Origin of the sequence: Stenotrophomonas sp. ISL-67, from assembly GCF_018612915.1 — a bacterium.
Taxonomy (GTDB): domain Bacteria; phylum Pseudomonadota; class Gammaproteobacteria; order Xanthomonadales; family Xanthomonadaceae; genus Stenotrophomonas.
On record NZ_JAGGRL010000002.1, the window covers coordinates 246,887 to 273,189 of the forward strand.

Genomic DNA, 26,303 nt, shown 5'->3' on the forward strand with positions numbered 1-26,303 from the left:
TGATTTGGGCAGGTGGTGGTCAGTAAATGTACTTACCGTGGCAGCCAGGCAGGGCCTGGCTCTACGATGGCGCTGGTTACAACGAGATCTCAGCGAACGCGGCTAGTGGTCGCGCAGCATATCCACGAATGCGCGCAACGCCGAGGACATCTGCCGCTGGCGTGGGTAGTACAGCACCCAGCCGGCGAACGGTTCGCTCCAGTCTTCCAGCACTGCCACCAGCCGGCCGTCGTCCAGATATGGACGCGCCGCATCCTCCAGCACGTAGGCCAGGCCCAGGCCGTCCAGCACGGCCTGCAGGATGGTGTGCTGGTCGCCCAGCGTGAGCCGGCCCGGCACATCGATGTCCAAGGTCTGGCCCTCGCGCTCGAACTGCCACTTGTACAGATGCCCGCTGGCGAAGCGGAAGCGCACGCACTCGTGCTGCACCAGATCGCGCGGGTGTTGTGGCACGGGACGCCCGCGCAGATAGGCCGGCGACGCCACGATAAGCCCACGCAACGGCGGCCCCAGCGGCACCGCCACCATGTCCTCCGGCACGAACTCATGCAACCGCACCCCGGCGTCGTAGCCCTCGGCCACGATATCCACCAGCCCATCGTCCTGCGCCACCTCCAGCCGTACATCCGGGTGCGCGCGCAGGTAGTGCGCCAGGCGCGGCCCCAGCTCGGTATGCACCGCCGCGCGGGTGGCATTGATCCGCAGCAGGCCGGCCGGCGCGGCACGGAAGTGGTTCATTTCCTCCAGCGCGTCATGCACCTGGCCCAGCGCTGGCTGCAGGCGATCGAGCAGCCGCTGCCCGGCCTCGGTCAGCGCCACGCTGCGCGTGGTGCGATGAAACAGCCCCACCCCCAACCGCTCTTCCAGCGCGCGGATCGCGTAGCTCACCGCCGAGGTCGACAGCGCCAGCTCCGCCCCCGCGCGACGGAAGCTGCGGTGGCGGGCTACCGCCGCGAACGCGGCCAGGTGGGTCAGGTTGTCAGTAGCCACGATTGTGCAGTCTGCCTTGATGAATCATGCCGATATACTGACTGTATACCGGTTGGATGCGCGCGTATTGTAAAGCGCCTTTCCATAAATCCCAGGATATCTCCATGTCCCTCGCCCATGGCTATGCCGTGCATGACCAGGCCGCGCCGCTGGTACCGTTCTCCTTCGAACGCCGCACGGTCGGTGCCGACGATGTCCGCATCCAGATCCTCTACAGCGGCATCTGCCACTCCGACCTGCACCAGGCCCGCGACGACTGGGGCGGCGCCCAGTTCCCGATGGTGCCGGGCCACGAAATCATCGGCCGGGTCACCGAAGTCGGCACCAACGTCACCCGCTTCAAGGTCGGCGACGTCGCTGGCGTGGGCTGCATGGTCGACTCCTGCCGCCATTGCGACGCCTGCGACCACGACCTGGAGCAGTACTGCGAAAAAGGCCCCACCTACACCTACAACAGCACCGAACGCGGCAGCGACCAGCTCACCTACGGCGGCTACTCCGACCACATCGTGGTCGAACAGCGCTTCGTGGTGAAAGTCTCTGAAACGCTGGACCTGAAGGCCGCCGCCCCGCTGCTGTGCGCCGGCATCACCACCTACTCCCCGCTGCGCCACTGGAAGGTCGGCCCCGGCCAGAAGGTCGGCGTGATCGGCCTGGGTGGCCTGGGCCACATGGGCGTGAAGTTCGCCAAGGCGATGGGCGCCACCGTGGTGATGATCACCACCACCCCGGAAAAGGGTGCCGATGCCAAGCGCCTGGGCGCCGACGAGGTGCTGGTCTCGCGCGACCCGGCGCAGATGAAGGCGCACGCCAACAGCTTCGATTTCCTGCTCAACACCATCCCGGTCGGCCACGACACCAACCCGTACATGTCGCTGCTCAAGCGTGATGCCACCATGTGCCTGGTCGGCGTGATCACCGAACTGGACCCGCCGTTGAACGGCTCCAGCGTGATCTTCGGCCGCAAGCACGTGACCGGCTCGGCGATCGGCGGCATGGCCGAAACCCAGGAAATGATGGATTTCTGTGCCGAACACAACATCGTCAGCGACGTGGAAGTGATCGACATCAAGGCCGTCAACGAAGCCTGGGCGCGCATGGCGAAGAACGACGTGCGTTACCGGTTCGTCATCGACATGGCGACACTGACGGCGTAATGAACCAAAAACCCCGGCATCGCCGGGGTTTTTTCTTGGGGGGAATCAATACGCGAACTGCTTGAACACCGGGTCCACGCTCTGGTTCCACTCACCGTGGTACAGCGCCAGCTTGCGCTCGGCCGGGGTGATGCCCGAGGCCACGATCTCCTGCAGCACATCCAGGAAGTGGCTTTCATCCTGGCCGTCGGCATTGCGTGCCGCACGACGCTGCAGGCCAGCCACCGCGATCTTCAATGCTTCGCCCGCCAGGTCGCGCACCGTGCCACCGCGGAACGGCAGGTTCAGCGCATGCTTCGGCACCCCATCGCGCAGCGCATGGCGCTCGACCAGGCTGAAATCACGCACCAGGTCCCACGCCGCATCCAGCGCCGCATCGTCATACAGCAGCCCCACCCAGAACGCCGGCAGCGCACACAGCCGCGCCCACGGGCCACCATCGGCGCCGCGCATTTCCAGGTACTTCTTCAGGCGTACTTCCGGGAACGCCGTGGTCATGTGGTCCGACCAGTCGCGCAGTGTCGGCAGCTGGCCCGGCAGCACCGGCAGCTTGCCCACCATGAAATCGCGGAAGCTCTGCCCGCTGGCATCGTGGTACACGCCATCCCGGTAAGAGAAATACATCGGCACGTCGAGCAGGTAATCCACGTACCGCTCGTAACCGAAGCCCTCCTCGAACACGAAGTCGAGCATGCCGGTACGGTCGGCGTCCGTGTCCGTCCAGATGTGCGAACGGTAGCTCAGGTAACCGTTCGGCCTGCCCTCGGTGAACGGCGAATCGGCGAACAGCGCCGTGGCGATCGGCTGCAATGCCAACGACACCCGGAACTTCTTCACCATGTCAGCTTCGGTGGCGTAATCCAGGTTCACCTGCACCGTGCAGGTGCGGGTCATCATGTCCAGGCCAAGCGAACCGACCTTGGGCATGTAATCGCGCATGATGCGGTAGCGGCCCTTGGGCATCCACGGCATCTCCCCGCGCGTCCACTTCGGCTGGAAGCCCATGCCCAGGAAGCCCAGCCCCAGCTCCGCCGCCACCTGCGCCACCTCGTTGAGGTGGGTGCCGGTTTCCACGCAGGTCTGGTGGATGCTTTCCAGCGCCGCGCCCGACAGTTCCAGCTGGCCGGCCGGTTCCAGCGTGACCGACGCGTTGTCGCGCAGCAGCGCGATGGTGCGGCCGTTCTCCTGCACCGGTGCCCAGCCGAAGCGGGTCAACCCGGTCAACAGCGCTTCGATACCGCGAGCGCCATCGAAGGTGGGCGGGCGCAGGTCATCCAGCTGGAAGCCGAACTTCTCGTGTTCCGTGCCGATGCGCCACTGCGCCTTGGGCTTTTCACCGGAGGCCAACGTGGCGACCAGTTCATTGCGGTCGGTGATCGGCGTCTCGGCGACGTGGCTGGGGCTCGACAAGGGGAGGCTCGCAGGGATTCTGGACTGGACGGGGATGTGGGGCTGATCGCCCTGCATCGCAAGGGCGCAGTATAGGGTGGCCGTTCCGGCCATCATGCCACCGTGACGGTTTTCTGCATCCTATTGGATGGGACTTGACCGGCTTACGTGCCCGCCGCACCTGGGTTGCACGGCGTGGGCCCGGTGGCGGGCGCGGCATTGTGCGGGCGCTTGCCTGATACTGCACGGCAATGGACATGCCCGTTACCCCCGATCCGCTGTTGGCCGAGATGGCCAGCCTGGCCGACTGCCAGCGTGCCGGCGGCTATGCCTGCGTCACCGCGCGCCGCGAACACGGTGCCCAGTCGGTGGACATTCCGCAGCCCCAGTTCGCCATCCTGCTGCAGGGGCGCAAGCAGGTGCGCACCGCGCACCAGACCCTGCAGTTGGTGCCCGGCGACCTGTTCCTGATCACCCGGCGCTGCCGGATCGATGTGGTCAACACCCCCGATCCGGAAACCGGGCTGTACCTCAGCGCGATCGTGCCGCTGTGCGCCGAAGCGCTGTCGGCAGCGCGCGTGCTGTGGAACGAACCGCTGCCCGAGGCCGGTGATGCATTGGCACGACTTTCGCTGCACGACCATGCCGGCACCCTGCGCCACTGGCGGCAGGCACTGGAGCATGCGCAGTACACCGAAGCCCGCCTGGCGCTGGCGTCGCTGGTGCTGGCGTTCTGCCGGCGCGGCCACGGCAGCCTGCTGGCTCCGCCCGAGCCCAGCCTGGGCGAACGCATCCGCGATCTGATCGCCGCGCAGCCCGAGCGCGACTGGCAATCGCGCGATTTCGAAGCCCAGCTCGGCCTGAGCGGCGCCACCCTGCGCCGCCGCCTGGCGGCGAGCAGTCCAGCGTACGTGAGCTCATCGCAGATGCACGCCTGGCCCATGCGATGAACCTGCTCTACACCACCCAACTGCCGCTCAAGACCGTGGCCGCGCGGGTCGGCTACCGCTCGCCGGGCAGTTTCAGCAAGCGCTTCGCCGCGCGTTACGGGCTGGAGCCGACAGCGATCGGCAACAGCTGAGCACACCGCGAGCGTTTCGCAGCGCATTCTGAGCGGAACGCCGCGCCCGTGCCGCGCACCATGCAGGCACCGCGGCGCTGCCGCCTCTGATGGAAACTGCCATGCCCTTCCCCCGTGTGCGCCTGCTTGTCGCCGCACTGATGTTGGCCGCCGCACCCGCGTTCGCCACCACCACGCACCACCCGCTGGAGCAGGTACCCGGCGTGTACCACCAGCAGATCGGCGAACTGCAGGTCACCGCCCTGTTCGATGGCACCGTGGCACTGGGCCGCTCGGAACTGGTCGGTATCGCGCCTGGCGCGGTCACCCGCCTGCTCGACCACCGCTACGTGCCCGAAGACGGCAAGGGCCTGCAGACTGCAGTGAACGCCTACCTGATCCAGCGCGGCGAGCACCTGACCCTGGTGGATACCGGTACCGCCGGCTGCTTTGGTCCGGGCCTGGGCCAGGTGCTGGGCAACCTGCGCAAGGCCGGTTACGACCCGGCCGAGGTCGATGATGTCCTGCTTACCCATGCCCACCCGGACCATCTGTGCGGCCTGCTGGACGCCAACGACAAGGTCGCCTACCCCAATGCCACGGTGTGGCTGTCCGCGGTCGACGCCGCGTATTGGCTGGACCCGGCCAGCGAAGCCAGTGCGCCACAAGGCGTGCGCTTTGCTTTTGCCCTGGCGCGCAAGGCGGTGGCGCCCTATGCGGCGGCCGGCAAACTGCGACGTTTCAGCGCCGGGCAGACCCTGCCGAACGGGGTCACCGCGCTGGACAGCCACGGCCATACCTCCGGCCATGTGTCCTGGAAGCTGGACGGCGGCGGCGGGCAGTCCGTGCTGGTGTGGGGCGATATCGTGCACTTCCACGCCGTGCAGTTCGCCCAGCCGCAGGCCGCATACGAAGCCGACAGTGACCGCACCGCGGCCATTGCCAGCCGCCGCGCGATGATGGCGCAGGCGGCAGACGGGGGATGGTGGGTGGCCGGTGCACACCTGCCTTTCCCGGGGCTGGGCCATGTGCGCCGGGAGGGTGAGGCGTTCGCGTGGGTACCCGGAGAGTTCGGCCCATTGCCGTCTACCTCACCGTAGCCCGGTAGCGCCGGTGGATTATGCGGTCTCTGCCGGCTTGTTCAGGCCCAGCCAGCCGCCGATGATGCCGCGCGCTTCCTCCACGCCCTGGCGGGCTGGGCCTGAGAAGGTCTGCACGCTGACGGTGTCGCCGAACGCGGACTGCAGCTCCTTGCGCACCTTCTGCAGGGCAATGCCCTGTTGGCCACGGCCGAGCTTGTCGGCCTTGGTCAGCAGCGCGTGCGCCGGCAGCCCGCGCCGGACCGCATAGGCCAGCATCTGCCGGTCGTAGTCCTTGAGCGGGTGGCGGATGTCCATCACCACCACCAGGCCGCGCAGGGCCTCGCGGGTGCGGAAGTACTGGTCGATGAAGGCCTGCCAGTGCGCCTGCAGGTCCAGCGGGACCTTGGCGTAGCCGTAACCGGGCAGGTCGACCAGCTTCGTTTCCGGGGTGACTTCGAAGAACACCAGCTGCTGGGTGCGGCCGGGGGTCTTGGAGACCCTGGCCAGGCTGTTCTGGCGGGTCAGGGCGTTGAGGGCACTGGATTTGCCGGCGTTGGAGCGGCCGGCAAAGGCCACTTCGGCCCCCACGTCGTCCGGCAATTGCCGGGTATTGTGGGCCGAGAGCAGGTAATGGGCGCGTTCGAGGAGCAATGACATGGGCATAGGATCGCATGTCCGGGGCCGCCGCGTGCTGTCGGTCACTGGTTTTGCCGCACTGCCGCGTTGACCCCGGCGTGAAACCGAATGGATAATCGGGTGATCCCCGCGTGTGCATCCTGCACATGCGAGGCCGGTCCACACGGAGCTTCCGCATGCGCCATGCTCGCGTTCTTGCCGTTTCCGCTGTCGCTGTATCGTTGCTTGCCGCCGTTGCGTACGCCCAGACTGCGGTGACCCCGCTGCCGGACAACACACCCGTAAGAACGGCGTCGCTTGACGTCGACTTCAGCAAGACCACCTGGGGCGATGCCAAGGCGGGCCAGACCAAGGCCGCCGCGTGTGCGGCCTGTCACTCGGCCGACGGCAATGCCACGGTTGAGATGTACCCCAGCATCGCCGGCCAGAGCGAACGCTACGTCGCCCAGCAGATGGCCCTGATCGCCAACGGCCAGCGCACGTCGGGGGCTTCGGCGGCGATGGTGCCGTTCGTGCAGGACCTCAGCCCGCAGGACATGCGCGACATCGGTGCGTATTTCGCAACGCAGAAGGCCAGCGCGGGCCTTGCCGATGACAGCCTGGTCAGCGAAGGTCCCTACAAGGACAGGAAGTTCTACGAGATCGGCCAGCAGCTCTATCGCGGCGGCGATGCCCAGCGGGGCATTCCGGCGTGCATGGCCTGCCACGGCCCCACCGGTGCCGGCAACCCGGGCCCGGCCTACCCGCATATTGGTGGCCAGCACGCCTCCTATGTGGCGCGGCGGCTGCAGGAGTACCAGGCCGGGGTCACCCAGGAAACCGACAAGGCGCACTTCCAGATCATGGCCAGCATCGCCAAATCGCTGACCGAACAGGAAATCCAGGCACTGGGCAGCTACCTGCAGGGCCTGCACAACCGTGCCGATGACGTGGCCAGTGCCGCGCCTCGCGCCGGTGCAGGCGCAGCGCGGCAATGACGGCTGCCCGGTACCGATGACAGATGCCGCCCGCCCAGGCGGCGGGTTATGTTCACTGCACGCCGGCACTGGGCCGGCGTTGTTTTTTCCGATGGAGATGGATGTAGATGACGTTGATGCCCCGCCTGTTGTTGCTGCTGCTGGCCCTCAGCCCCCTGTCCGTGCTGGCCGCGCCCGCCCCCGCCACGCCAGTGGAAGGCAAGGATTACGCGCTGATCGATGCGCCCGGCCCGCTCGCGCCGCTGGCCGGCAAGATCGAAGTGGCGGAGGTTTTCGGCTACACCTGCCCGCATTGCGCCCATTTCGAACCGATCCTGGAGGCCTGGGCGAAGAAGCTGCCGACCGATGTGCGCTTCACGCCGGTGCCGGCCGTGTTCGGCGGCTACTGGGATTCCTATGCCCGCGCCTACTACGCTGCCGACCAGCTGGGCGTGGCCAAGCGCAGTCATGCCGCCATGTTCGATGCGCTGCATGAAAAGGGCTCGCTGCCGCTGTCCAACGTATCGCCCGAAGAGCTGGCCGGCTTCTACAAGGACTACGGCGTGAGCGCACAACAGTTCAGCGCCGCGCTCAAGAGCGATGACGTGGAGGCAAAGCTCGCCGCCGCCAGGTCCTTCGCCCAGCGCGTCAAGGTGCAGGGCACGCCGTCGCTGGTCATCAACGGCAAGTACCTGGTCAAGGGCAGCTCTTTCGAGGACATGCTGCGCAACGCCGATGCCCTGATCGCCCGCGAGCGCGCGGCGAAGGATCGCTGAACCGTCACGCACCCTGCACGCGGCGCCCCGGCGGCCGCGTGTCATCATTCCCCCCTGGCTGGCGCCCGACGCGCCGGCCCCAACATGCTCTGCTGGAGACGCTTCGATGAAGACCCGTTTCGCCCTCATGCTCATGGCCCTGCTGCCCATCCTGGCCGCCTGCAAGGCCCAGGACGGCACCGCCGACACTGCTGCGCCGACCGAACCGGCTGCACCGACCAGCACCTCGGCCGCTGAAACCACCCCGACCCCGACCGAGGCTGCCCCGGCTGCCACCGGTGAAACCGCCGCCGCCGAGACCGCCGCCGCCGAAGCCACCACCCCGGCGCCGGCCCCGGCCTCCTCGCAACCGGTGGGTCCGGCCCCGGTGGAAGGCGCCGATTACGTGGTGATCGCCAACGGCAAGCCGTTCCAGCCGGCCACCGGCAAGATCGAAGTGGCCGAAGTCTTCGGCTTTGTCTGCCCGGCCTGCGCCGCGTTCCAGCCGTTGATCGGGCCGTGGAAAGCCGGTCTGCCGAGCGATGTGAACTTCGTGTACGTGCCGGCGATGTTCGGCGGTACCTGGGATGACTACGCCAAGGCGTTCTACGCCGCCCAGGCGCTGGGCCTGGAAGACAAGACCCATGAAGCGCTGTACAAGGCCATCCATGTCGACCAGGCCCTGAAGGGCGAACGCGGCCGGGATTCGGTGCAGGACATCGCCGCCTTCTACGCCAGGCACGGTGCCGATGCCAAGCAGTTCGAAGCGACCATGTCGAGCTTCGCGGTCTCCGCCAAGACCAATGCCGCCAAGCAGTTCGCCCAGCGCAGCCAGATCACCGGCACGCCGTCGGTAATCGTCAACGGCAAGTACCTGGTCAAGGGCAAGAGCTTCCCCGACATGCTGCGCATCGCCGATCACCTGGTTGCCCGCGAACGCGCCGCCAAGGGCACCTGAGTTTCCAAGAGATCCGTACCGTCGTGACTTCCCCCAACACGCGGACCCTGCGCCTGCTCACGGCCAACATCCAGGCCGGTTCGAGCACCCGCCGCTACAGTGACTATGTGACCCGCAGCTGGTCGCATGCGCTGCCGGCGGGGCGCAAGCGGACCAGCCTGGACGCCATCGCCCAGCTGGCCCGCGGTCATGACATCGTCGGCCTGCAGGAGGCCGATCCCGGCAGCCTGCGCTCGGGCTTCACCAACCAGACCCATTACCTGGCCGAGCGCGCCGGCTTCAACTACTGGAGCCACCAGCCCAACCGCCGCATGGGCGGGGTGGCGTCCAGTGCGAACGGCCTGCTGAGCCGGCTGGAACCGGTGGAAGTGCAGGATCACGCCCTGCCCGGCCGGATCGGCGGGCGCGGCGTGCTGCTGGCCAAGTTCGGCGACGGCGCCAAGGGGCTGGCGGTGGCGGTGGCGCATCTGTCGTTGGGGACCACGTCGCGCGTGTCGCAGTTGGCCTTCATCGCCGACCTGTTGTCCGAGCACTCCAATGCGGTGTTGATGGGCGACTTCAACTGCCTGGCCGAACGCCCGGAAATGCAGGTGCTGTACCAGAAGACCAACCTGCAGCCACCCGGCTGCGCGGTGCCCACGTTCCCGAGCTGGCGCCCGGACCGCGCCATCGACCACATCCTGCTCAGCAGCAGCCTGCAGCAGCGCAGTGCCGAAGCGGTACCTGCCGCGTTTTCCGATCACCTGGCGCTGGCCATGGCGATCGACGTGCCTGGCGACGCCCTGCGCTGATGCGTTGATCCGGCTCCGCTACGGCGTTACTTCCACCGGCGGCCGCTTCGCGGTCAACGTGCTGCCCACCGATGCCACCACCGTGCAGCCGATCGCCGCCCACTGCAGCGGCGTCAGGTGCTCGGCCAGCAGGCCCATCGCCAACAGCGCGGCCACGGCCGGTTCCATGCTGATCAGGATGCCGAAGGTTTCTTTCGGCAGCCGCTTCAACGCCGCCATTTCCAGCGACATCGGAATCGCGCTGGACACCACTGCAACGCCCAGCCCGAACAGCAGCAGCTTCGGGTCCAGCAGCGCCATGCCCGCATGTGCCACGCCCACCGGCACCACCACCAGCGCAGCCGCGCACATCCCCAGCGATACGGTGTGCCCGGCATGCAGGTGGCCGGCACGCTTGCCGAAGATGATGTACAGCGCCCAGCAGAACGCGGCGCCCAGCGCGTACATCACCCCGACCGGATCCAGCGGTTCGCCATGCCCCAGCGGCAACAGCAACAACAGGCCCGCCAACGCGCAGCCCACCCAGACGAAATCCATCGGCCGTCGCGACGACCACATCGCCACCGCCAGCGGCCCGCAGAACTCGATCGCCACCGCGATGCCGAACGGGATGGTCCGCAGCGCCATGTAGAACAGCAGGTTCATCACCCCCAGGGTGATGCCATAGCGGAAGATCGCCCCGGCATCGGCACGGGTGGTGGTCCAGCGCCACGGCCGGAACACCGCCAGCAGCACCAGCGCCGAGAAGCCGACACGCAGCGCACTGGTGCCCTGCGCACCGATCAACGGGAACAGCTGCTTGGCGAACGAGGTGCCGACGGACAGGGCCGTGACCGAGCCAAGTACGGCCAGCACCGGGAACAACGTGGAGAGGCGGGAGGTAGACATCGCGGCAGGATACTCCGGCGGCCGGCCCGTGGATGGAAGTGCGTCAGGTGATGATCCCGGTGGTTGCCCGCTTCGCGGTCAACGTGCTGCCCACCGATGCCACCACCGTGCAACCGATCGCCGCCCACTGCAGCGGCGTCAGGTGCTCGGCCAGCAGGCCCATCGCCAACAGCGCGGCCACCGCCGGCTCCATGCTGATCAGGATGCCGAAGGTTTCTTTCGGCAGTCGTTTCAGCGCCGCCATTTCCAGCGACATCGGAATCGCGCTGGACACCACTGCAACGCCCAGCCCGAACAGCAGCAGCTTCGGGTCGAGCAATGCCATGCCCGCGTGCGCCACTCCCACCGGCACCACCACCACCGCGGCGGCCAGCATGCCCAGCGACACGGTGTGCCCCGCGCGCAGGTGCCCCGTGCGTTTGCCGAAGATGATGTACAGCGCCCAGCACACCGCTGCGCCGAGCGCGTACAGCATTCCGGCTGGATCCAACGCGCTGCCCTGCCCGAGCGGCAGCAGCAACAGCAGGCCGCCCAGCGCACAGCCGACCCACAGGAAGTCGACCGGGCGTCGCGAGGACCACATCGCTACTGCCAGCGGACCCGAGAACTGGATCGCCACCGCAATGCCGAACGGAATGCTGCGCAGTGCCATGTAGAACAGCAGGTTCATTGTTCCCAAGGTGAACCCATAGCGGAGAATCGCACCGGCGTCGACGCGGGTGGTGGACCAGCGCCACGGGCGAAACACCAACAGCAGCACCAGCGCGGAGAATCCCACGCGCAACGCACTGGTGCCCTGCGCTCCGATCAACGGGAACAACTGTTTGGCGAACGAGGTTCCGACGGCAAGTGCGGTTACCGAACCGAGTACGGCCAGCAAGGGGAACAGGGCAGGAAGACGGGAGGTGGACATCGCGCGAGGATACGCACGCGCGCGCACCGGCAGAAGAGTCGAACCCGTCGTTTCGACACACCGTGCGTGTCCCACGGAAACCCCGACACCACGTATCGCGAACGATGCAGGACCGCTTGGGACACGCGTGGCGTGTCGCTACGCGATTGCGGCCTTGATGGTGGCTACGTCGATCTTCTTCATGGTCATCATCGCTTCGAAGGCGCGCTTGGCTACCACCGGGTCCTTGCTGGTGAAGGCCTCGGTCAGCACCCGCGGCGTGATCTGCCAGGACAGCCCCCACTTGTCTTTGCACCAGCCACAATCGCTCTCCTGCCCGCCATTGCCGACGATCGCATTCCAGTAGCGGTCGGTCTCGGCCTGGTCGTCGGTGGCCACCTGGAAGGAAAAGGCTTCGCTGTGCTTGAAGGCGGGACCGCCGTTGAGGCCGATGCATGGAATCCCGAGCACGGTGAAGTCCACCGTGAGCACATCCCCCTTCTTCCCCGACGGGTAGTCGGCGGGTGCGCGATGCACCGCCTGCACCGCGCTGTCGGGGAAGGTGGCGGCGTAGAACGTGGCGGCTTCCTCGGCGGTGCCGTCGTACCAGAGACAGAGGGTGTTCTTGGCGATCATGGGTGGCATTCCTGGAAGGGGACCGGCCCCGGTGCACCCACCGTAGGCGCGGGTCCGTTAAGTCCAGGTCGGCCGCCCTCCGTGCGCATGACGTTCATAGCGCCATTGCGACTCATGGCCGAATTGCGGCTGAGACTGATTCGCATTACCATACTGTGATCCCGTTCGCCTACTGACCCCCCACTTTGTCCGCAGCGCCTGGCATCCGAGGATCGTCGCCTGGTGCGCGCCGCCGCCAGGAAACCCTGATGACCCGTACTTCCGCTGTGCTGTCCCGCACCCTGCCGCAGGGCCGCCTGCCGCAGGCGCTGCTGATCGCGCTGGCCTCGCTTGCCGCCGCCGCTGCCTTTGCCCAAGAGGCGGCCGTCGACGCCACCACCCTGGACAAGATCGTGGTCAAGGGTGAGCGCGCCGAAGGCTACTCAGTCCGCCGCACCTCGGCCGGTACCCGTTTCGACCTGGCCCCGCGCGAGATTCCGCAGTCGATCAGCATCATCAGCCACCAGCGCATCGAGGACCAGAACCTCGACGACATCATCGATGTGCTGGCCAACACCACCGGCGTGAGCAGCACCCAGTCCGATACCGAACGCACCGAGTTCTACGCGCGTGGCTTCTACATCGACAGCTACCAGTACGACAACCTGCCCACGCAGATGGTGCAGAACTGGAGCTACGGCGATTCCGGCCTGGACCTGGCCCTGTACGACCGCGTGGAAGTCGTGCGCGGCGCCACCGGCCTGCTGACCGGTGCCGGCAACCCGTCCGCGTCGGTCAACCTGATCCGCAAGCATGCCTACAGTGCCGAACTCACTGGCAGCGTGTCGGTCAACGTGGGCAGCTGGGGCCGTACCCGTTCCACCGTGGACGTGACCACCCCGCTGAACGCCAGCGGCTCGGTGCGCGCGCGCGTGATCGGCAGCTACCTGGACACCGAATCGGAGATGGACCGCTACGACCAGCACAAGACCCTGGGTTATGCGGTGATCGATGCCGACCTGACTCCGGACACCCAGCTCAGCGTCGGGTACGACTACCAGCAGAAGCGCGCCAACGGCGCCACCTGGGGTGGCTTCCCGATGCTGTTCTCCGACGGCAGCCCGACGCCGTTCGACGACTCGTTCAACTCGGCGGCGAAGTGGACCTACTGGGACACCACCAGCAAGCGCGCCTTCGCCACGCTGGAACACGGCTTCGCCAATGATTGGAAGGTTCGCATCGGTGCGAGCCATGACGAAACCAAGGCCGACGACAAGCTGTTCTACCCGGCCTACAACGATTGGGTGACAGGCGCGTCGCTGTTCGACCCGGTAACCGGTACCGGCATTTCGCCGTCCGCTGGCTTCTACAACACCGAGCGCAAGGTCGATGCCGTCGATGGTTACGTGGAAGGCCCGTTCCAGCTGTTCGGCCAGGAGCACAAGGTCATGGCCGGCCTGAGCTACAACAAGCGCGACTACGCCAACTACGGCGACTACCAGATCGGCGGCCCCGGCCTTGCCTGGGACCCCTTCACCAGCTATCTGGGCTGGACCGGCAACATCTCCGAGCCGAACTGGAACCCGCTGGCGCTGGCCAGCGAAGGCACCATCACCCAGAAGGCCGGCTATGCCGCCACCCGGCTGTCGCTGGCCGACCCGCTGAAGCTGATCCTCGGCGCGCGCCACACCGACTGGAAGAGCGAGGGCGAAGGTTCGGATCGTTCGCACAAGGAAACCACGCCCTACGCGGGCCTGGTCTACGACCTCAATGAAACCTGGACCACGTACGCAGCCTACACCGAGATCTTCCAGCCGCAGACCGCGCGCGACCGCAGCGGTACCTATCTCGATCCGGTCGACGGCAAGAGCTACGAAATGGGCGTCAAGGCCGCCTGGTTCGACAACCGCCTGAACGCCTCGCTGGCGGTGTTCCGCATCGAGCAGGACAACGTTGCCCAGATCACCAATGAACCGATCCCGTCGCGTCCGGGCGAGTTCGCCTACATCGCCGCACGCGGCACGGTCAGCCGTGGCTTCGAGCTGGAATTGAATGGTGAGTTGACTGCAGGCTGGAACGCCACCTTCGGTGCCTCGCGCTTCGTGGCCAAGGACATCAACGGCGCGGACATCAACACCAACCTGCCGCAGACCACGATCAAGCTGTTCACCAGCTACACCCCGCAGTCGCTGGGCGACCTCACCGTCGGCGGCGGCGTGAACTGGCAGAACGGCATCTACTACCCGGTGCCGGCTTACGGCCGCATCGAGCAGGACGGGTATGCCCTGGTCAGCGCGTTCGTGCGCTACCGCCTGGCCCCGCAGTTCAGCGTGCAGGCCAACCTCAACAACCTGCTGGACAAGGAATACTTCTCGCAGATCAACGGCTACGGCGCCTACGGTGACGGCCGCAACGGCTCGATCACCTTCACCTGGTCGTTTTGATGCGTAAGCCGGGCAGAGCCCGGCGCTACCTTAAGCTGGGCAGAGCCCGGCTCTACATCTGGTAGCGCCGGGCTCTGCCCGGCAAACAGGGGCGCCATGGGCGCCCCTGTGCTTTTCCGGCCTTAGAACCGCAGGTCCGCCCGCAGGTACCAGTAGCGCCCACGCGGAATGTCGTAGGTGGACGCGTCGTAGCCGTTGAGCGAGCACGACAGGCAGATCGGCGGATCCTTGCCGAACACGTTGTTCAACCCGGCCGTGAGCTGCAGCCCCTTCATCCAGTCGATCTTGTAACCCACCTGCGCATCATGGAAGGTCGTCGCTTCCAGCTCGTTGGTGCCGGCGGCCTGGTCGCTGCAGACCGGGAACGCCGCCGCATCGCCACACTGCTCGGTGAGCTTGGAGATGTGCCGCACCGTCCACGAGGCATTCCAGCTTCCCAGGTTCCAGCCCAGCGTGGCATTGCTGGTCCATTCCGGGATGGAACTGTCGGTGACCTCCACGCCCGGCTCCTGCGGCTGGCGCTGGCCAGCGGCACCGACGGCCTCATAGCGACCGACGAAGGTGTTCTGCCAGCCCAGCTTGAACTGTCCCGCATCGCTCTGCGGGAACGTCCAGAACAGGTCCACGTCCCAGCCGTCGGTCTTGATCGAGCCCAGGTTGGTGAGCCGGTTGTTGAAGCCGCTCACCGCACCGGTGGAGGCACGGGTGATGCCGCCGCAGTAGAGCGGGTCGAGCGTGTCCACGCACAGGTCGAGCTGGGTCTGCGCGTTGATTGCCTGGATCGCGCCTTCGATGGTGTGGCGGTAGAAGGTGATTTCCACGTCGAAACGCTCGGACCACGCCGCATCACTGCCGAACCACGGGCTCCAGACGAAGCCGGCGGTGAAGCTGCGCGAACGTTCCGGGTCCAGCTGGTCGTTGCCGCCGGTGGTCACCGATATCTGCGAATTGGCTTGCTGGAAGCCGGTCGGCACGCCAAGCGCGGCGCAGTTGGCGGCACTGCCGCGCGGCGGTGTACCGCCCAGCCCCACCGAGCACGGGTCGAACAACTGCAGGTCGGCGCGCGCGGCCGAACCGTACAGCTCACCGATCGACGGCGCACGGAAGCCTTCGGCATAGCTGGTGCGCAGCACGAAGTCGTTGCTCACCTGCCAGCGCAGGCCGTACTTGGGCGTGAACTCGCCACCGAACGTGGAGTAATCCGAGTAGCGCCCGGCCAGGCTCAGATCCAGCCGTTCGCCGCGGTCGGCCCTGGCGTAGATCGGCACCGCCAGTTCCAGGTACGCCTCGTTGACATCGTAGGAGCCGGCGGTGGGCAGCGAGGGCACGCCGTTGTAATGCCCGGCCACCGTGATCGGATCCGGCTGGTACTCACCTTCGTACTTGCGGTACTCGTAGCCAGTGGCGAAGGAGACCGGACCGGCCGGCAGCGTGAACAGATCGCTGCTCAGGTTGGCGGTGAACAGGGTGAGCTCGTTCTGGCTGCGGTCGCGCACCACCGGCTGGACCCACGCCAGCATTTCCGGGGTGATCGTGCCCGGCCCACCGAAGATATTGAGCGGCACGCAGCCCGGGGTAGCCGCACAGACGGCCGGATCGCCCAGCGCCATGTTGACGTTGAAGATGTTGTAGCTGCCGTAGTTGGTCTGTTCGGCCTCGTTCTTGCTGTACATGCCGTTGACGTCCCACGACCAGCTGCGGTCGGCGGCGTCGAACAACCCGGTCAGGCCGGTGGCAAAGTACTGGGTGTCGACCTGCTGCTCGAACACGCGCGGGCCGCCTTCGACCGGGCGACGGCCGATCATGATCAGGTTGTCGGCCGAATCCAGGTCGAAGCCGAACGGGTTGTACGGGTTGAGCGCGGAGATCACGATGTTGTCGGCCAGCGGGTTGCCGGTGGCGCCGTCAGGCCCGAAGAACAACGGTTCCGGACCGGCCTGGTTGGTCGATTCGCGGCGGTTGCCCAACGCCTTGATGTACCACTGCATATTGTCGGTGATGTCGAAGCGGAACTGGCCGAAGATGCCCTTGCGCTCGGACGGCGTCAGCAGCATGTTGTATTCGGCGAAGTTGAAGCGGTCGGCGGTGGCGAAGCAGTGGTAATCGTCGGTGCGCGCGCAGCCGTCGCCGCCGTTGAACACCGGCGAGGTGGCCCCGGTATTCGGGGTCAGGTCGTGCTCGATGCCGGTGTTGGGGTCGGTGAAGATGAAGCGCCCGGCCGGCGTGGCCGAGCTGCCGAAGGCCAGCCCGGTCTGCGGGATCGGGTAGCGAGATTGCTCACGGGTGTTGGCATACACCGGGTCCTGCTTGGTCCAGCTGGCACCGAGGAACAGGGTGTAGCGGTCGCCGCTGGTGCCCCAGGCCAGGTCCACGCCTTTCTGGGTGCCATCGCCCATGCTGTACTCACCGTAGTTCACGGTGACCTGGCCGCCGTCGAACTCGCGGCGGGTGATGATGTTGACCACGCCGGCGATCGCGTCCGAACCGTACAGCGACGAGGCGCCGTCTTCGAGCACCTCAATGCGCTCGACGATCGCCAGCGGAATGGTGTTGAGGTCGGTGGCCGCGCCCACGCCCGAGGCGGAGGACTCGTTGACCCAGCGGATGCCATCCACCAGCACCAGCACGCGCTTGGCACCCAGGTGGCGCAGATCGACCTGGGCCGAACCCGCGCCGACACCGCTGCCATCCGGCGGGAAGCCGAAGTTGCCCGATGAGTTGAACTTGGCGTTGAGCGCCGAACCGGAGCCGGTCAACTGCTGCAGCACCTCGCCGATGGAATTCAGGCCGGTGCGTTCGATCTCGCTGCGGGTAAGGGTCTGGATCGGCACCTGGCCTTCGACCTCGGCCCGCTTGATGCGGGTACCGGTGACTTCCACCCGGTCCAGCTCGGTGGTGGTGCGGGGAGCGTCCTGCGCGGTGGCAAGGACGGGAACGGACAGCAGGCACAGCGCTACGGCAGCCGCCAAGGGGCGGTAATGCAGGTTGTTCATTCTCTCTCTCCAAAGGAATGGCTGGCTGGGACTGCCCGCGCCTCCCCCTTGAAGCGCGGCAGCGTCTCTTTTGTAAACAACCTGTAAAGATGAAGGCGTGATGAAAGCGTGTATTTCACGCAGACCATACGAAGGCGGCACCAAGCGGCGGTTTTGGACGGATAAGCGGCCTCTACCCGGGCAATATCCAGACGATATTGGCAAACGCCGTATGGAACCTGGATTGAACCCGGACCAACGGCGCAGCCACCGAGGAATCGGTAGGGTCGCGCCCCAGCCGACCGCACGCACAGATGATCGACGCGACGAAGGCATGACCGAGGACGCAAAGCGTCGCTTTCACCCTTCGGAAATTGAGGATCGTTGTCTCGTCTGGAATGCGGTCAAGCCCACTGATGCAACAGATGGACGCGGAGCATCGTGGCCAATGGATATCGCTGACACGCCGGACGGCTTGCCACCGGGTAATGCCGGTCGATGAGCACCAGGAGGCGCTTTCAGGGGACCACCTGATCCATCTCATCAAGGAGCGGCTCGCGGCGCGTCTGCTTGCGTTGGCCCAACCTCTCGGCATCACCGAAATGACAGCTGCATGGAGGGTTCCTCGAGTTGAGTCTGATGGCCCTCAAGCTTGCCGGCCAACGGCCGGCGCTACCGTCAGATTTCCTGCAGAGTTGTTCAGATAATCCCTAGCGTTCGGCGTATATATCAAACGCCAAGTTTATCTTCAAATCAGAAATCAACTTCAGAAGGCGATGCTCCAGAACGAACCCTGAGTTCTCGGTTGAAAACCATCCAATGAAGTACTCCAGCCGACCACCTGTCTCTTTCAAATGCCGTAGGAATTCTGCCTTTTCGAGCAATTTAGCGCTTATCCCAGCAACCGCAACCTCGAAGGAGTCGCCCACCAACCACTCATGGCTCCAGAAGGTTTCAGTTCTGAAGCCGGTGAGCTCAGTGCCCTTTGGCGTAACTCTCTTATCCCCTGCGGAGTATGAAATCTTGGGCGACAGCCCAAGCATCCCTGTGATGTCATCGCCCCGAACTTCGGGGTGCCAAATCCTAAGAGAAATTCTGAATCGCGCTGGGCTACTCACGACATATGGCCTTCCATACTCCATCGAACAGAACTATCCCGTGCTCACCCGCCTTCCTTCGGATAGAGCTCGATTGATATACCCATCCCCGTAACAGCCATCCGACTAATGAAAGAGCTATCAAACTCGAAGCCACATAACCCATTCAAGAATGCGCTCACGTAAAACTCCACCTCACCCCCCGTCTCAACCAGACTTCTGATGAAATCTCCATGCTGTCTGATTGATTCGTAGCAACGCTCCAGCGCCTCGTCAAGTTCGACACTCTCCTTCCGTACCATCGACATTGAAACGTACGTCTTGTCATACACCCCTCCCAACCTTCTCCCGGAAGGCGTCATCCTTGACTCACCCATGCTATGAACCACCTCGATGGGAAGTCCCATATGCGAGGTTATGTCATCACCAGAAATTGTAGGATGCCATGCACGAAAGGAGATGTTCATAATTTCACTCACTGATCCTCTCCAAATCCAAAATACTGGACCGCCTGCCACGCCTGCCCGGACCGATCAGACCGATCTCAAGTGATGCGCCCCTCAAGCACTTTGCGATCCTGACGAGGCCCCGTGCATCCAACCCCACAATCGCAAGAGTCGACACGCAAGCCAGAGGAATCAGATAGCGAGTGGAACGACCTCGAGTTCTGAATAGGCGAAAGCCACTGCGCGACAACTGCAACACTCGCAGCGGCACAATGCCAACCGACAACAGCCCAACCCAACCCAGGATGTACAAAGCAATATCATCTATGGTCAGCTGTTTCACGGCTCCTTCCTTACCTGCTTCTGCAGACTTCCAAGCCAGCAATGCCCCTCCTCAACGTAAAGAAGCAAGGGATGCCAAAGATTGCCACCGTGGCGCATGTCACTTCGGTGATGTGCGAGTCCATCCAAATATCAGCGCAGCATCCCATAATCAGAACTCATCGAACGGGCCATCTACTGAGACCCTTCTTCAGCCGGGCGGAACACAGGACGAGATTGCCTTCTCGATCACCTTGGGGTGGGCGGCATACTACACAAGCAGCTCATTCAGTCCTCTGCAATTGGGGTGGGAGTCGGCGCTATAAGGAAACAACACCAAGTTGCCGCGGCTATCAATTGCATCAAGGTACAGCACTGCGCACGAACCATTGTCCATCTCAACTTTGACCACCCGCGTATCCGCTCGATACGAGCACCCCACCCATCACGACATAGGCACGCACGCTCTTGGGGAAGAATAGGTATTTGCGCCCAGTCTCGGCCACCACAGCCACCCCCAGTTATTTAGTTCCATCCAAAAATCACCAGCTCCATCGCTGAGCTTCGGCAGGGCACAATCAGTCTCCAGCTTGCCGGCCAGCGGCCGGCACTGCCATCAGATTTCGTGCAGAGTTGTTCGAGCATCCCTAGCGCTTTCCGACCCAGTACAAAGCCAGGCTAGCCGAAGCATCAATCGCAATTCCTGCGGAGATACTGGAACCAGCATGATTCATTTCCGAACAATAGTACAGTGTCCATGCCGAGGAGGGATTCTTGCGACCCGGATTCGTCAATTCTTCCGGCCACCATGCCACAAGCCTTGTAGTCCGCCTTGCATCCGGAAGATCCACCGAAGAACTCGCACTGCACTCACCGATGAGATCTTTTATATCGCGCCCATCATAATTAAAGCGAATCCATATCTCACCAGAGTCCACGTTATGGATCTCTTCAATCCTGGTAGCCGATCGGGGCATCTGCATGGGAAGCCACCCGTTTTCGAAGGCACTACTCTTGGCCGCCGCAGAGTAATTTTCATAGGCTCCATGAACAGCATCATTTACTCCGGATATCTCGGAACATGCCGGAGTGAGCATAATTGCCAAAAGAATGATTGATAGATGCTTGATCATGGATACGTGAAATTCCTTGGCATCAATGAGGCACAGGAGGATGCACACGATTGGTTACGCAATCCGGCAGCGATACCTTGTCCATTCGCCCGATTGTCGGCTGCGCATTCCGATGCAGGCTCGCCCTTTACATGCTGTTGATATAACTCACGCGCAACACCCGCGGAGGCGGCGAAAGATGCATCCAGTGGACCTCGCGATGACACTTCACACATTGCCAGACAATGATAGAACTTATCTGCTCCGATAAAGTTCCTGTCAACCATGTCGTTTGCTCTAGCGCGCAGGGTGTCCAAGGTATTCGCCAGTTGCGAAAGAACAGAAGCATCCGATCCTTTTTCCCTGTCGACGGTAGCGCCACCGTTGTTGAACGATCCGATGGCCCCGCTGACGAAGGCATGGTTGGCGTCAAAAGATCAAGGAAGCTCAGGTGGAGCATCATCAACCGGGACCACGCTCACACGCACAAGATTGGGCACCACCTTATCACCAAGGAGGCAAGCAATCTCGGCGCCAGAAGCAGCCTCGATAAGGACCAGGCTTCCGCTTTTTAGTGCCAACTCCGCTTCCTCCTGACCAAGATCAAGCATGCCGCAAGCGCGCTGAAACCCAAAGGCACTGGATGGCACCGCATAAACACTCAGATCGAGAACTATATTTTGCAAGCTGAATCCATCTACATATAGCTTCCTTACGTTTGTGAAATTCATCACATACGACTCCGCGCTTCTCACATCAACCAGATTTAACTCGAAAGCGCTGCGGCCGGATGTACGTACTGAAGTAATCTCAAAGTCGTGGATGTCCATGTTCATCACATCACCTCTTGGGCCAATCACTTACCGGAACCCCTGGCTGTCTTTCTCCACCAACCCATTCGTGCACGTGGGGATTGCCCTGACCATGATCATGTCCACGATCAACGTCGAATTTCGGAGCGCCATCCTCTCCATAGTATCTTGAGCTCTTGCCGTAGGGATGATCCACCCAGGAGTTTGGCTCTCCTTTGGTCGGCAATCCTCGCTGGGGAGGACAATCAGCCGAACTGTCAGCCTTTTCGTTGTGCATCCAGAACGGCTTGAGTAGCGGAATCATCCTGCTGGCGTGAGATAAGATTCCCGCCAACGTTTGTTCGGCGATCCTATCGGGATAAATGTATGGACCTCCGCTTCCACCAGTATAAAAATCTGGATAGTCAGGATCGTATTGCTGGTAGCCTCCCGGATAGGTGTACACCGGCGACGTGACAACGCGCGATGACTGCCCCGCAACGGTTGCTTGGAGACCGACAGGATCGACGTGGGTTGTTGGTCGCCCATCAACGTATCCATATGTATTGATCCCACCTAGCATTCCAACTGGGTCGCTCTGCGAGTAGCGCCCTACAACCGGATGGTAGTCGCGCTGGTAGTTGTAGAACATCCCACTTGCATCGGTTGCCTGTTGACCCGGGAATCGGAGCGCCAGTTCAAAGACTGCGCCATCCCCGTCTGGATCACCGTTCGGCGCCTGATTACCGAACACTTCACTCTTGCTGCTCCACTCCCATATCGCAACATCCCGCACCGGATCGATGACTACGCGAGGGGTGCCCAGGTGATCGGGCTGGACGTAGGCCAGCTCTGGCACCCCCGCGACTGTGGCGTTGAGCAGGGCGACCGGGTAGTTGTCCAGCCAGATGGCCTGCTGCAGCGGTGAACTGCTGGCGCTGTAGTTGCCGAGCCACTGGCCCGCTTCGTCGTACAGCGTGATCTGTGCCTCGCCTGCAGTCGGCGCGCGCAGCACCCGCTCACCGCGATGGTTGTAGGTATACGCCTCTACCACCGCACCGCCCTGCTTGACCTGGCTCATGCGATTGGCATCGTTGTAGACGAGCTCCTTGCCATCCAGGCTTACCGTGTTGCCAGCGGCATCATGGTTGCGCGCCGCGCCATCCACGGCGGTAAGGCGATGGCTGTCGGCCGGATAGGTGTAGCTCGCCGTGCCGGACGACGTGGTCAACGAGGTTCGGTTACCGGTCGCGTCGTAGGTGTAGGTTTCGATGGGAGTACTTGCGGGGCCGTCCTGTGTTTGGGTCAGGCGGCCCAGGGCGTCGTAGCCGTAGCGGGCAAGCACGGCGGAGCCGGTGCCGTTCTTCAGCTCGGTGATGCTGCCTACGGGGTCGTAGCCAAAGCCCAGCGACAGCCCACCTGCGGCCGGATCATGCACGGCCCGCGGGCGGTAGTCGGTGTCCACCGGGCGCTGCAGCTGGCGGCCATTGCCATAGGTCCAGCCGGTGACCGGACCAAACGGGGCATGGGTAACATCGGTCACCACCACTTGCCGCGCCTGCCCCGGCCGGGTCAGGCCGATCTGGGTGATGCGGCCGAGGCTGTCGCGTACGTAATCGGCGACACTGCCGTCCGGATAGGTCAGCTGGGCGAGGCGACCTGCGCTGGTGTACGCGTAGCGCAGGGTGCTGCTGACGCCGTTTACGGTCTGCAGCTTGCGGGTAACCTGGCCGAAGCGGTCGTAGCAATAGGCGGTGCTGCCCGCCGCGTGCTGCACCTGGCCCAGCCGCCCCTTGGCGAAGTGTTCGGCGGCCTCACAGGCAGCGGGCGCGGTGTCGTATGTATAGCCGACGTCGAGATTCGGGTCGGGGTAGCCGATGCCGGTCAGGCGATTGAGCGCGTCGTAGTGATAGGTGGCGGTGATGCCGCGTGCATCGGTGCGCGTCTTGCGGTTGCCGGCAGCATCTACCGTGAAGCCGGTGCTGCCGGTGTCCGGGCTGACCTGTGCGGTCAGGTCGCCGAAGCCGTTGTAGCTGTAGCGGGTGTGCAGTCCCTTCGGGTCGGCGACCTGGGTGGCCTGATCCAGTGCGTTATAGGTGGACGTGATTTCGGCTTCGATACCGCCAACGTCCTGCAGGGTGCGGGCCAGGCGATTGAGCGGGTCGTGCTGCTGGCTGGTCACACGCTGCAGGGCGTCGGTCAAGGTGGCCGGGTTGCCTTCAGCGTCGTAGGTGAAGGCCGTGGCGTGGTTGCCGGCATCCTTCAGCGTGGTCAGCTGGCCCAGCGTGTTGTAGATGCGGGCCAGTGTGCGCCGCAGGGTTCCTGCGGCATCCACGGTGTCTTCCTTGAGGCGGTTGCCGGCGTCATCCAACATGTAGTGGAGAGTGTTGCCGGCATTGTCGGCAATGTCGGTCAGGCGCTGGGCAGCGTCGTAGACATAGGTGATCGTGCTGCCATCAGGTTCGACAACTTCCTGTACCTGGCCGTTGGGCCAATAGCTGATCCGGGTGGTGCGGTTGGTGGCGGCGATATCGCCCCGCACCGTGACCGACGTGGGCCAGCCACGCGGATGGCAGGTGAAGTCCGTGATGACGCCGTTGCTGTCTACCACCGAAAGCGGCCGGCCATCGGCGTCATACGCCAACGTCTGGGCGCTGTGTCCCACGGCATTGGTCACGCTGAGCAGATCGCCTTTGCGGAAGTCGCACGTACCGGTACCGCCCGGCGCGCAGCCGGCATCGTCAGCCGCGTAGTACGCGTAAGTGACCACATCACTCAGGTCGGTGCGCGGACCGTCCACCTGCTTGAGCAGGCCCAGCACCGGGCAAGTGTCGCCAGCGACCACATCAGATGCCTCGCAGTAGCTCAGGGTGGTGGTGCGGACGTCGTTGGTGGCGATGTCCCGCACCGCAATGGTGGCCGGTTGCAGGCGTGCGTTACGGGTAATACGTGTCTCGCGATTGCCCACCCGGCTGAGTACCACCCGGTTGCTGGTCGCTTCCGTGTGCGTCTCGATGATGCGCTGTTCGGGCAGGCCGACAGCCTCGGTCGTGGTCTGCACGTTGACCGCCTGGCCGCCCACCGGGTCTGTGCCGGTGCTGTAGGCGTACCTGGTCTGGATGCCTCGACGGTCGGTGATAGTGTCCAGCCTTCGGCGGAAATCCTGCGATACCGGGTAGTAGGTTCGACTGACAGCGCCCTGGGTATCGGTAAGCCCGGTAACCTTGCGCGGATAACCCCCGTTGGCGGTACCGGTGAGGCCATAGGTGGTGACATGGCCGAGGGCATCGGTAACGACAGTGGTGCCCGCGGCGGTGTAGACCAGCCGCGTGCCATCAATCCCGACATCGGCCTGGCTGCAGTCACCAGAATGGCGGCTGCAGGTCACGCGCCCCTTGGCATCATAGGCATACCAGCCAAGCCGTTGGTTGCCCTCGGCGGTGATGCCGGTGAGGTACAGCGGGAAGCGGCTGTCTTCATAGTGGTAGACACGCGTTGCACCGCCGGCATAGATGGCGGTGGCCACCTGTGCATTGGGGGTGTAGGTGTAGGACGCCACTACGCGTCCCGCTACCGAGAGCGCGCTGATCAGATCCGCGCCTTGCGGCGCATCGTAATGGAACGCCAGTGTCCGACCGCTTGTGTGGGTGGCGGAAACGAGCCGGCCCCGCAAGTCATACGCATAGGTCAACGACGTACCATCCTCGCGGGCGCGCAACTTCAATCGGCCATTGGCGTCGAAGGTCAGCACCTCGTCGGCGCGGTACAACTGCCATTCGGCGCCCTGCTGGATGATGCGATCACCGCTACCGTCGATGGCTTCATATGCAGTGCCCACCTTCTGGAAAGCGCCGTGCGTGCCGTCGGCCTGGACCAGACCCACGTTGAGTTCCGTACCCGGCGGGAAAGTGGTTGGATCAGTGCCGATCGCCAGGCGCAGATTGTGCGAGTGCGTCCAGCCCTGGCCGAACGCGCCACCTGCAGTGGAGGTCATGGACTGGAAGTAGCGGGTGAACTGGATCCAACCGTAGACCAGATCCGGTTCCGGCTGGGACTTGTTGCCGGTTGTGGGTTCGCACGGGTTGCCCACCGGGCACTGGTTGGTCAAAGGCGAGCTGGAATAGGTGCGCATCTGTGCGCTGCCCTGCTCCTGCATGGGGTCCATGCCGCAGGCGTCCAGATCGGGGCGCCAGGCCATGATGGTGTTGTTTGGGCATTTGACCGTGCGGATACGCTGCACGTACTGCGTGAAAGGCATGGGAGAGCATGCACCAAAAGCTGTGTCATAGAACTGCACCACCACCGTATGGCTTGCATCTTCGCCGGTGTTGCTGCCGTCCGCGCCGGCGCCGGCGCCACCGCCGGGGATCCCGGTCCAGGTGCCGGGAGCGACTTCCGTTGCTGGACATTGTGGGGATGATACTGATGCAGCCTTGATGGCGGCGATCAGCGCGTCTTCGGTCGCGTAATCCTGCGAGTTGAAGATGTAGTTCCAGTCGGTGCGCTGCAGCGCCTCCGGCTTGATCTGGTAGTCGTACAGGACCTTGTCTTTTGCGACGGTCTGCTTGGCCACGTGCCAGCTGAAGGGTCCGCCGGACTGGTAGGAGGCGTAGATGTTTTCAATCGCGCCCTGGACTTCGCCCTCGGTGTTCTTGGGCTGACCGAAGGCGGCCATGGTTTCCCACTGCTTCTCTACTTCCTGCGCATGCGCGAGCGGAGCGCAGGAAAGTGCGATGAGAACGACGAGCACACGTTGGCGCGTGCGGTGCGGGGTTGAGCTGGACATCCCTGTACTCCTTCCTGGAGGCAGACTGCGCGTTTGACGGGAAACATCATTCGGGCGTCACCGCGTGTGCCGACTGTACGGGCGGTGAGTGACAGGAAGGTTTATGCGCGATGGGGGCGCTGTGGGCAAGGTGGAAAAGTGTGATCTTCCGCACCGAATGAAGTG

18 protein-coding genes and 2 pseudogenes are annotated in these 26,303 nt (G+C 64.1%); 8 read left to right on the forward strand and 12 right to left on the reverse strand.

The window, feature by feature from the left end:
- Window positions 1-102 precede the first annotated feature (102 nt).
- Entirely contained in the window at window positions 103-990 is an 888-nt protein-coding gene (locus J7J08_RS04740) for a LysR family transcriptional regulator (protein ID WP_214902026.1), read from the reverse strand.
- Window positions 991-1,094: 104 nt separating this feature from the next.
- On the opposite strand from J7J08_RS04740, the gene J7J08_RS04745 reads away from it, so the two are divergent.
- The gene (locus J7J08_RS04745; RefSeq protein WP_214902027.1) at window positions 1,095-2,147 is read left to right on the forward strand and encodes an NAD(P)-dependent alcohol dehydrogenase; all 1,053 of its coding nucleotides are present in this window, start codon (window positions 1,095-1,097) and stop codon (window positions 2,145-2,147) included.
- A gap of 45 nt (window positions 2,148-2,192) precedes the next feature.
- Here the strand turns inward: J7J08_RS04745 and J7J08_RS04750 are convergent, their stop codons facing one another.
- Window positions 2,193-3,557, reverse strand: a complete 1,365-nt coding sequence (locus J7J08_RS04750; protein ID WP_214902028.1) for a glutamate--cysteine ligase — start codon at window positions 3,555-3,557, stop codon at window positions 2,193-2,195.
- 230 nt (window positions 3,558-3,787) lie between these two features.
- Here J7J08_RS04750 and J7J08_RS04755 point away from each other — a divergent pair.
- Together J7J08_RS04755 and J7J08_RS04760 are read left to right on the forward strand one after the other, a co-directional pair.
- A pseudogene (locus tag J7J08_RS04755) lies at window positions 3,788-4,617 on the forward strand (AraC family transcriptional regulator).
- 140 nt (window positions 4,618-4,757) lie between these two features.
- Window positions 4,758-5,696: an MBL fold metallo-hydrolase gene (locus J7J08_RS04760; protein ID WP_251006445.1), complete on the forward strand. Its 939-nt coding sequence runs from the start codon at window positions 4,758-4,760 to the stop codon at window positions 5,694-5,696.
- 18 nt (window positions 5,697-5,714) lie between these two features.
- Here the strand turns inward: J7J08_RS04760 and yihA are convergent, their stop codons facing one another.
- Entirely contained in the window at window positions 5,715-6,335 is a 621-nt protein-coding gene (yihA, locus tag J7J08_RS04765) for a ribosome biogenesis GTP-binding protein YihA/YsxC (RefSeq protein WP_214902031.1), read from the reverse strand.
- Between the two features lie 155 nt (window positions 6,336-6,490).
- Between yihA and J7J08_RS04770 the strand changes: the two genes are divergently transcribed.
- From J7J08_RS04770 to J7J08_RS04785, 4 genes are all read left to right on the forward strand, one after another.
- Complete coding sequence (locus J7J08_RS04770; protein WP_214902034.1) at window positions 6,491-7,291, forward strand: c-type cytochrome; 801 nt, start codon at window positions 6,491-6,493, stop codon at window positions 7,289-7,291.
- Between the two features lie 107 nt (window positions 7,292-7,398).
- The gene (locus J7J08_RS04775; protein WP_214902037.1) at window positions 7,399-8,046 is read left to right on the forward strand and encodes a thiol:disulfide interchange protein DsbA/DsbL; all 648 of its coding nucleotides are present in this window, start codon (window positions 7,399-7,401) and stop codon (window positions 8,044-8,046) included.
- A 106-nt stretch (window positions 8,047-8,152) separates the two neighbouring features.
- Window positions 8,153-8,983, forward strand: a complete 831-nt coding sequence (locus J7J08_RS04780) for a thiol:disulfide interchange protein DsbA/DsbL (protein WP_214902040.1) — start codon at window positions 8,153-8,155, stop codon at window positions 8,981-8,983.
- Window positions 8,984-9,036: 53 nt separating this feature from the next.
- Window positions 9,037-9,774: an endonuclease/exonuclease/phosphatase family protein gene (locus J7J08_RS04785; protein ID WP_214902419.1), complete on the forward strand. Its 738-nt coding sequence runs from the start codon at window positions 9,037-9,039 to the stop codon at window positions 9,772-9,774.
- 18 nt (window positions 9,775-9,792) lie between these two features.
- Here the strand turns inward: J7J08_RS04785 and J7J08_RS04790 are convergent, their stop codons facing one another.
- The 3 genes from J7J08_RS04790 to J7J08_RS04800 form a co-directional block, all read right to left on the reverse strand.
- The gene (locus J7J08_RS04790; RefSeq protein ID WP_214902043.1) at window positions 9,793-10,662 is read right to left on the reverse strand and encodes a DMT family transporter; all 870 of its coding nucleotides are present in this window, start codon (window positions 10,660-10,662) and stop codon (window positions 9,793-9,795) included.
- 43 nt (window positions 10,663-10,705) lie between these two features.
- Window positions 10,706-11,575 carry an EamA family transporter gene (locus J7J08_RS04795; RefSeq protein WP_214902045.1) on the reverse strand — a complete coding sequence of 290 codons (870 nt, stop codon included), beginning with the start codon at window positions 11,573-11,575 and terminating at the stop codon, window positions 10,706-10,708.
- A gap of 138 nt (window positions 11,576-11,713) precedes the next feature.
- Complete coding sequence (locus J7J08_RS04800; protein WP_214902047.1) at window positions 11,714-12,190, reverse strand: VOC family protein; 477 nt, start codon at window positions 12,188-12,190, stop codon at window positions 11,714-11,716.
- A gap of 248 nt (window positions 12,191-12,438) precedes the next feature.
- On the opposite strand from J7J08_RS04800, the gene fhuE reads away from it, so the two are divergent.
- Entirely contained in the window at window positions 12,439-14,613 is a 2,175-nt protein-coding gene (gene fhuE, locus J7J08_RS04805; protein ID WP_214902049.1) for a ferric-rhodotorulic acid/ferric-coprogen receptor FhuE, read from the forward strand.
- 122 nt (window positions 14,614-14,735) lie between these two features.
- On the opposite strand, the gene J7J08_RS04810 is transcribed toward fhuE, so the two are convergent.
- The 6 genes and pseudogenes from J7J08_RS04810 to J7J08_RS04840 all read right to left on the reverse strand — a co-directional run bounded on the left by J7J08_RS04810 (window position 14,736) and on the right by J7J08_RS04840 (window position 26,138).
- Entirely contained in the window at window positions 14,736-17,606 is a 2,871-nt protein-coding gene (locus tag J7J08_RS04810) for a TonB-dependent receptor (protein ID WP_214902051.1), read from the reverse strand.
- 340 nt (window positions 17,607-17,946) lie between these two features.
- Window positions 17,947-18,226: pseudogene (locus J7J08_RS04815) on the reverse strand (hypothetical protein); the annotation flags it as partial.
- 69 nt (window positions 18,227-18,295) lie between these two features.
- Window positions 18,296-18,727 (reverse strand): DUF4279 domain-containing protein, encoded by a 432-nt coding sequence (locus tag J7J08_RS04820; RefSeq protein ID WP_285230660.1) that lies wholly within the window; start codon window positions 18,725-18,727, stop codon window positions 18,296-18,298.
- A gap of 1,369 nt (window positions 18,728-20,096) precedes the next feature.
- Window positions 20,097-20,582 (reverse strand): hypothetical protein, encoded by a 486-nt coding sequence (locus J7J08_RS04825; RefSeq protein ID WP_214902055.1) that lies wholly within the window; start codon window positions 20,580-20,582, stop codon window positions 20,097-20,099.
- Window positions 20,583-20,998: 416 nt separating this feature from the next.
- A complete protein-coding gene (locus J7J08_RS04835; RefSeq protein ID WP_214902059.1) occupies window positions 20,999-21,397 on the reverse strand; it encodes a hypothetical protein in 399 nt (132 codons plus the stop codon).
- Window positions 21,398-21,401: 4 nt separating this feature from the next.
- Window positions 21,402-26,138, reverse strand: a complete 4,737-nt coding sequence (locus tag J7J08_RS04840) for an RHS repeat-associated core domain-containing protein (protein WP_214902061.1) — start codon at window positions 26,136-26,138, stop codon at window positions 21,402-21,404.
- Between the last annotated feature and the right edge of the window lie 165 nt (window positions 26,139-26,303).

Excerpts from the sequence above, each read along its gene's own strand:
- J7J08_RS04790 (WP_214902043.1), bottom strand. The coding sequence starts at position 10,662 with ATGTCTACCTCCCGCCTCTCCACGTTGTTCCCGGTGCTGGCCGTACTT.
- fhuE (WP_214902049.1), top strand. The coding sequence starts at position 12,439 with ATGACCCGTACTTCCGCTGTGCTGTCCCGCACCCTGCCGCAGGGCCGC.
- J7J08_RS04780 (WP_214902040.1), top strand. The coding sequence starts at position 8,153 with ATGAAGACCCGTTTCGCCCTCATGCTCATGGCCCTGCTGCCCATCCTG.
- J7J08_RS04800 (WP_214902047.1), bottom strand. The coding sequence starts at position 12,190 with ATGATCGCCAAGAACACCCTCTGTCTCTGGTACGACGGCACCGCCGAG.
- J7J08_RS04795 (WP_214902045.1), bottom strand. The coding sequence starts at position 11,575 with ATGTCCACCTCCCGTCTTCCTGCCCTGTTCCCCTTGCTGGCCGTACTC.
- J7J08_RS04825 (WP_214902055.1), bottom strand. The coding sequence starts at position 20,582 with ATGATCAAGCATCTATCAATCATTCTTTTGGCAATTATGCTCACTCCG.
- J7J08_RS04745 (WP_214902027.1), top strand. The coding sequence starts at position 1,095 with ATGTCCCTCGCCCATGGCTATGCCGTGCATGACCAGGCCGCGCCGCTG.
- J7J08_RS04770 (WP_214902034.1), top strand. The coding sequence starts at position 6,491 with ATGCGCCATGCTCGCGTTCTTGCCGTTTCCGCTGTCGCTGTATCGTTG.
- J7J08_RS04760 (WP_251006445.1), top strand. The coding sequence starts at position 4,758 with ATGTTGGCCGCCGCACCCGCGTTCGCCACCACCACGCACCACCCGCTG.
- J7J08_RS04810 (WP_214902051.1), bottom strand. The coding sequence starts at position 17,606 with ATGAACAACCTGCATTACCGCCCCTTGGCGGCTGCCGTAGCGCTGTGC.
- J7J08_RS04820 (WP_285230660.1), bottom strand. The coding sequence starts at position 18,727 with ATGGAGTATGGAAGGCCATATGTCGTGAGTAGCCCAGCGCGATTCAGA.
- J7J08_RS04835 (WP_214902059.1), bottom strand. The coding sequence starts at position 21,397 with ATGAACATGGACATCCACGACTTTGAGATTACTTCAGTACGTACATCC.
- J7J08_RS04775 (WP_214902037.1), top strand. The coding sequence starts at position 7,399 with ATGACGTTGATGCCCCGCCTGTTGTTGCTGCTGCTGGCCCTCAGCCCC.
- J7J08_RS04840 (WP_214902061.1), bottom strand. The coding sequence starts at position 26,138 with ATGTCCAGCTCAACCCCGCACCGCACGCGCCAACGTGTGCTCGTCGTT.
- yihA (WP_214902031.1), bottom strand. The coding sequence starts at position 6,335 with ATGTCATTGCTCCTCGAACGCGCCCATTACCTGCTCTCGGCCCACAAT.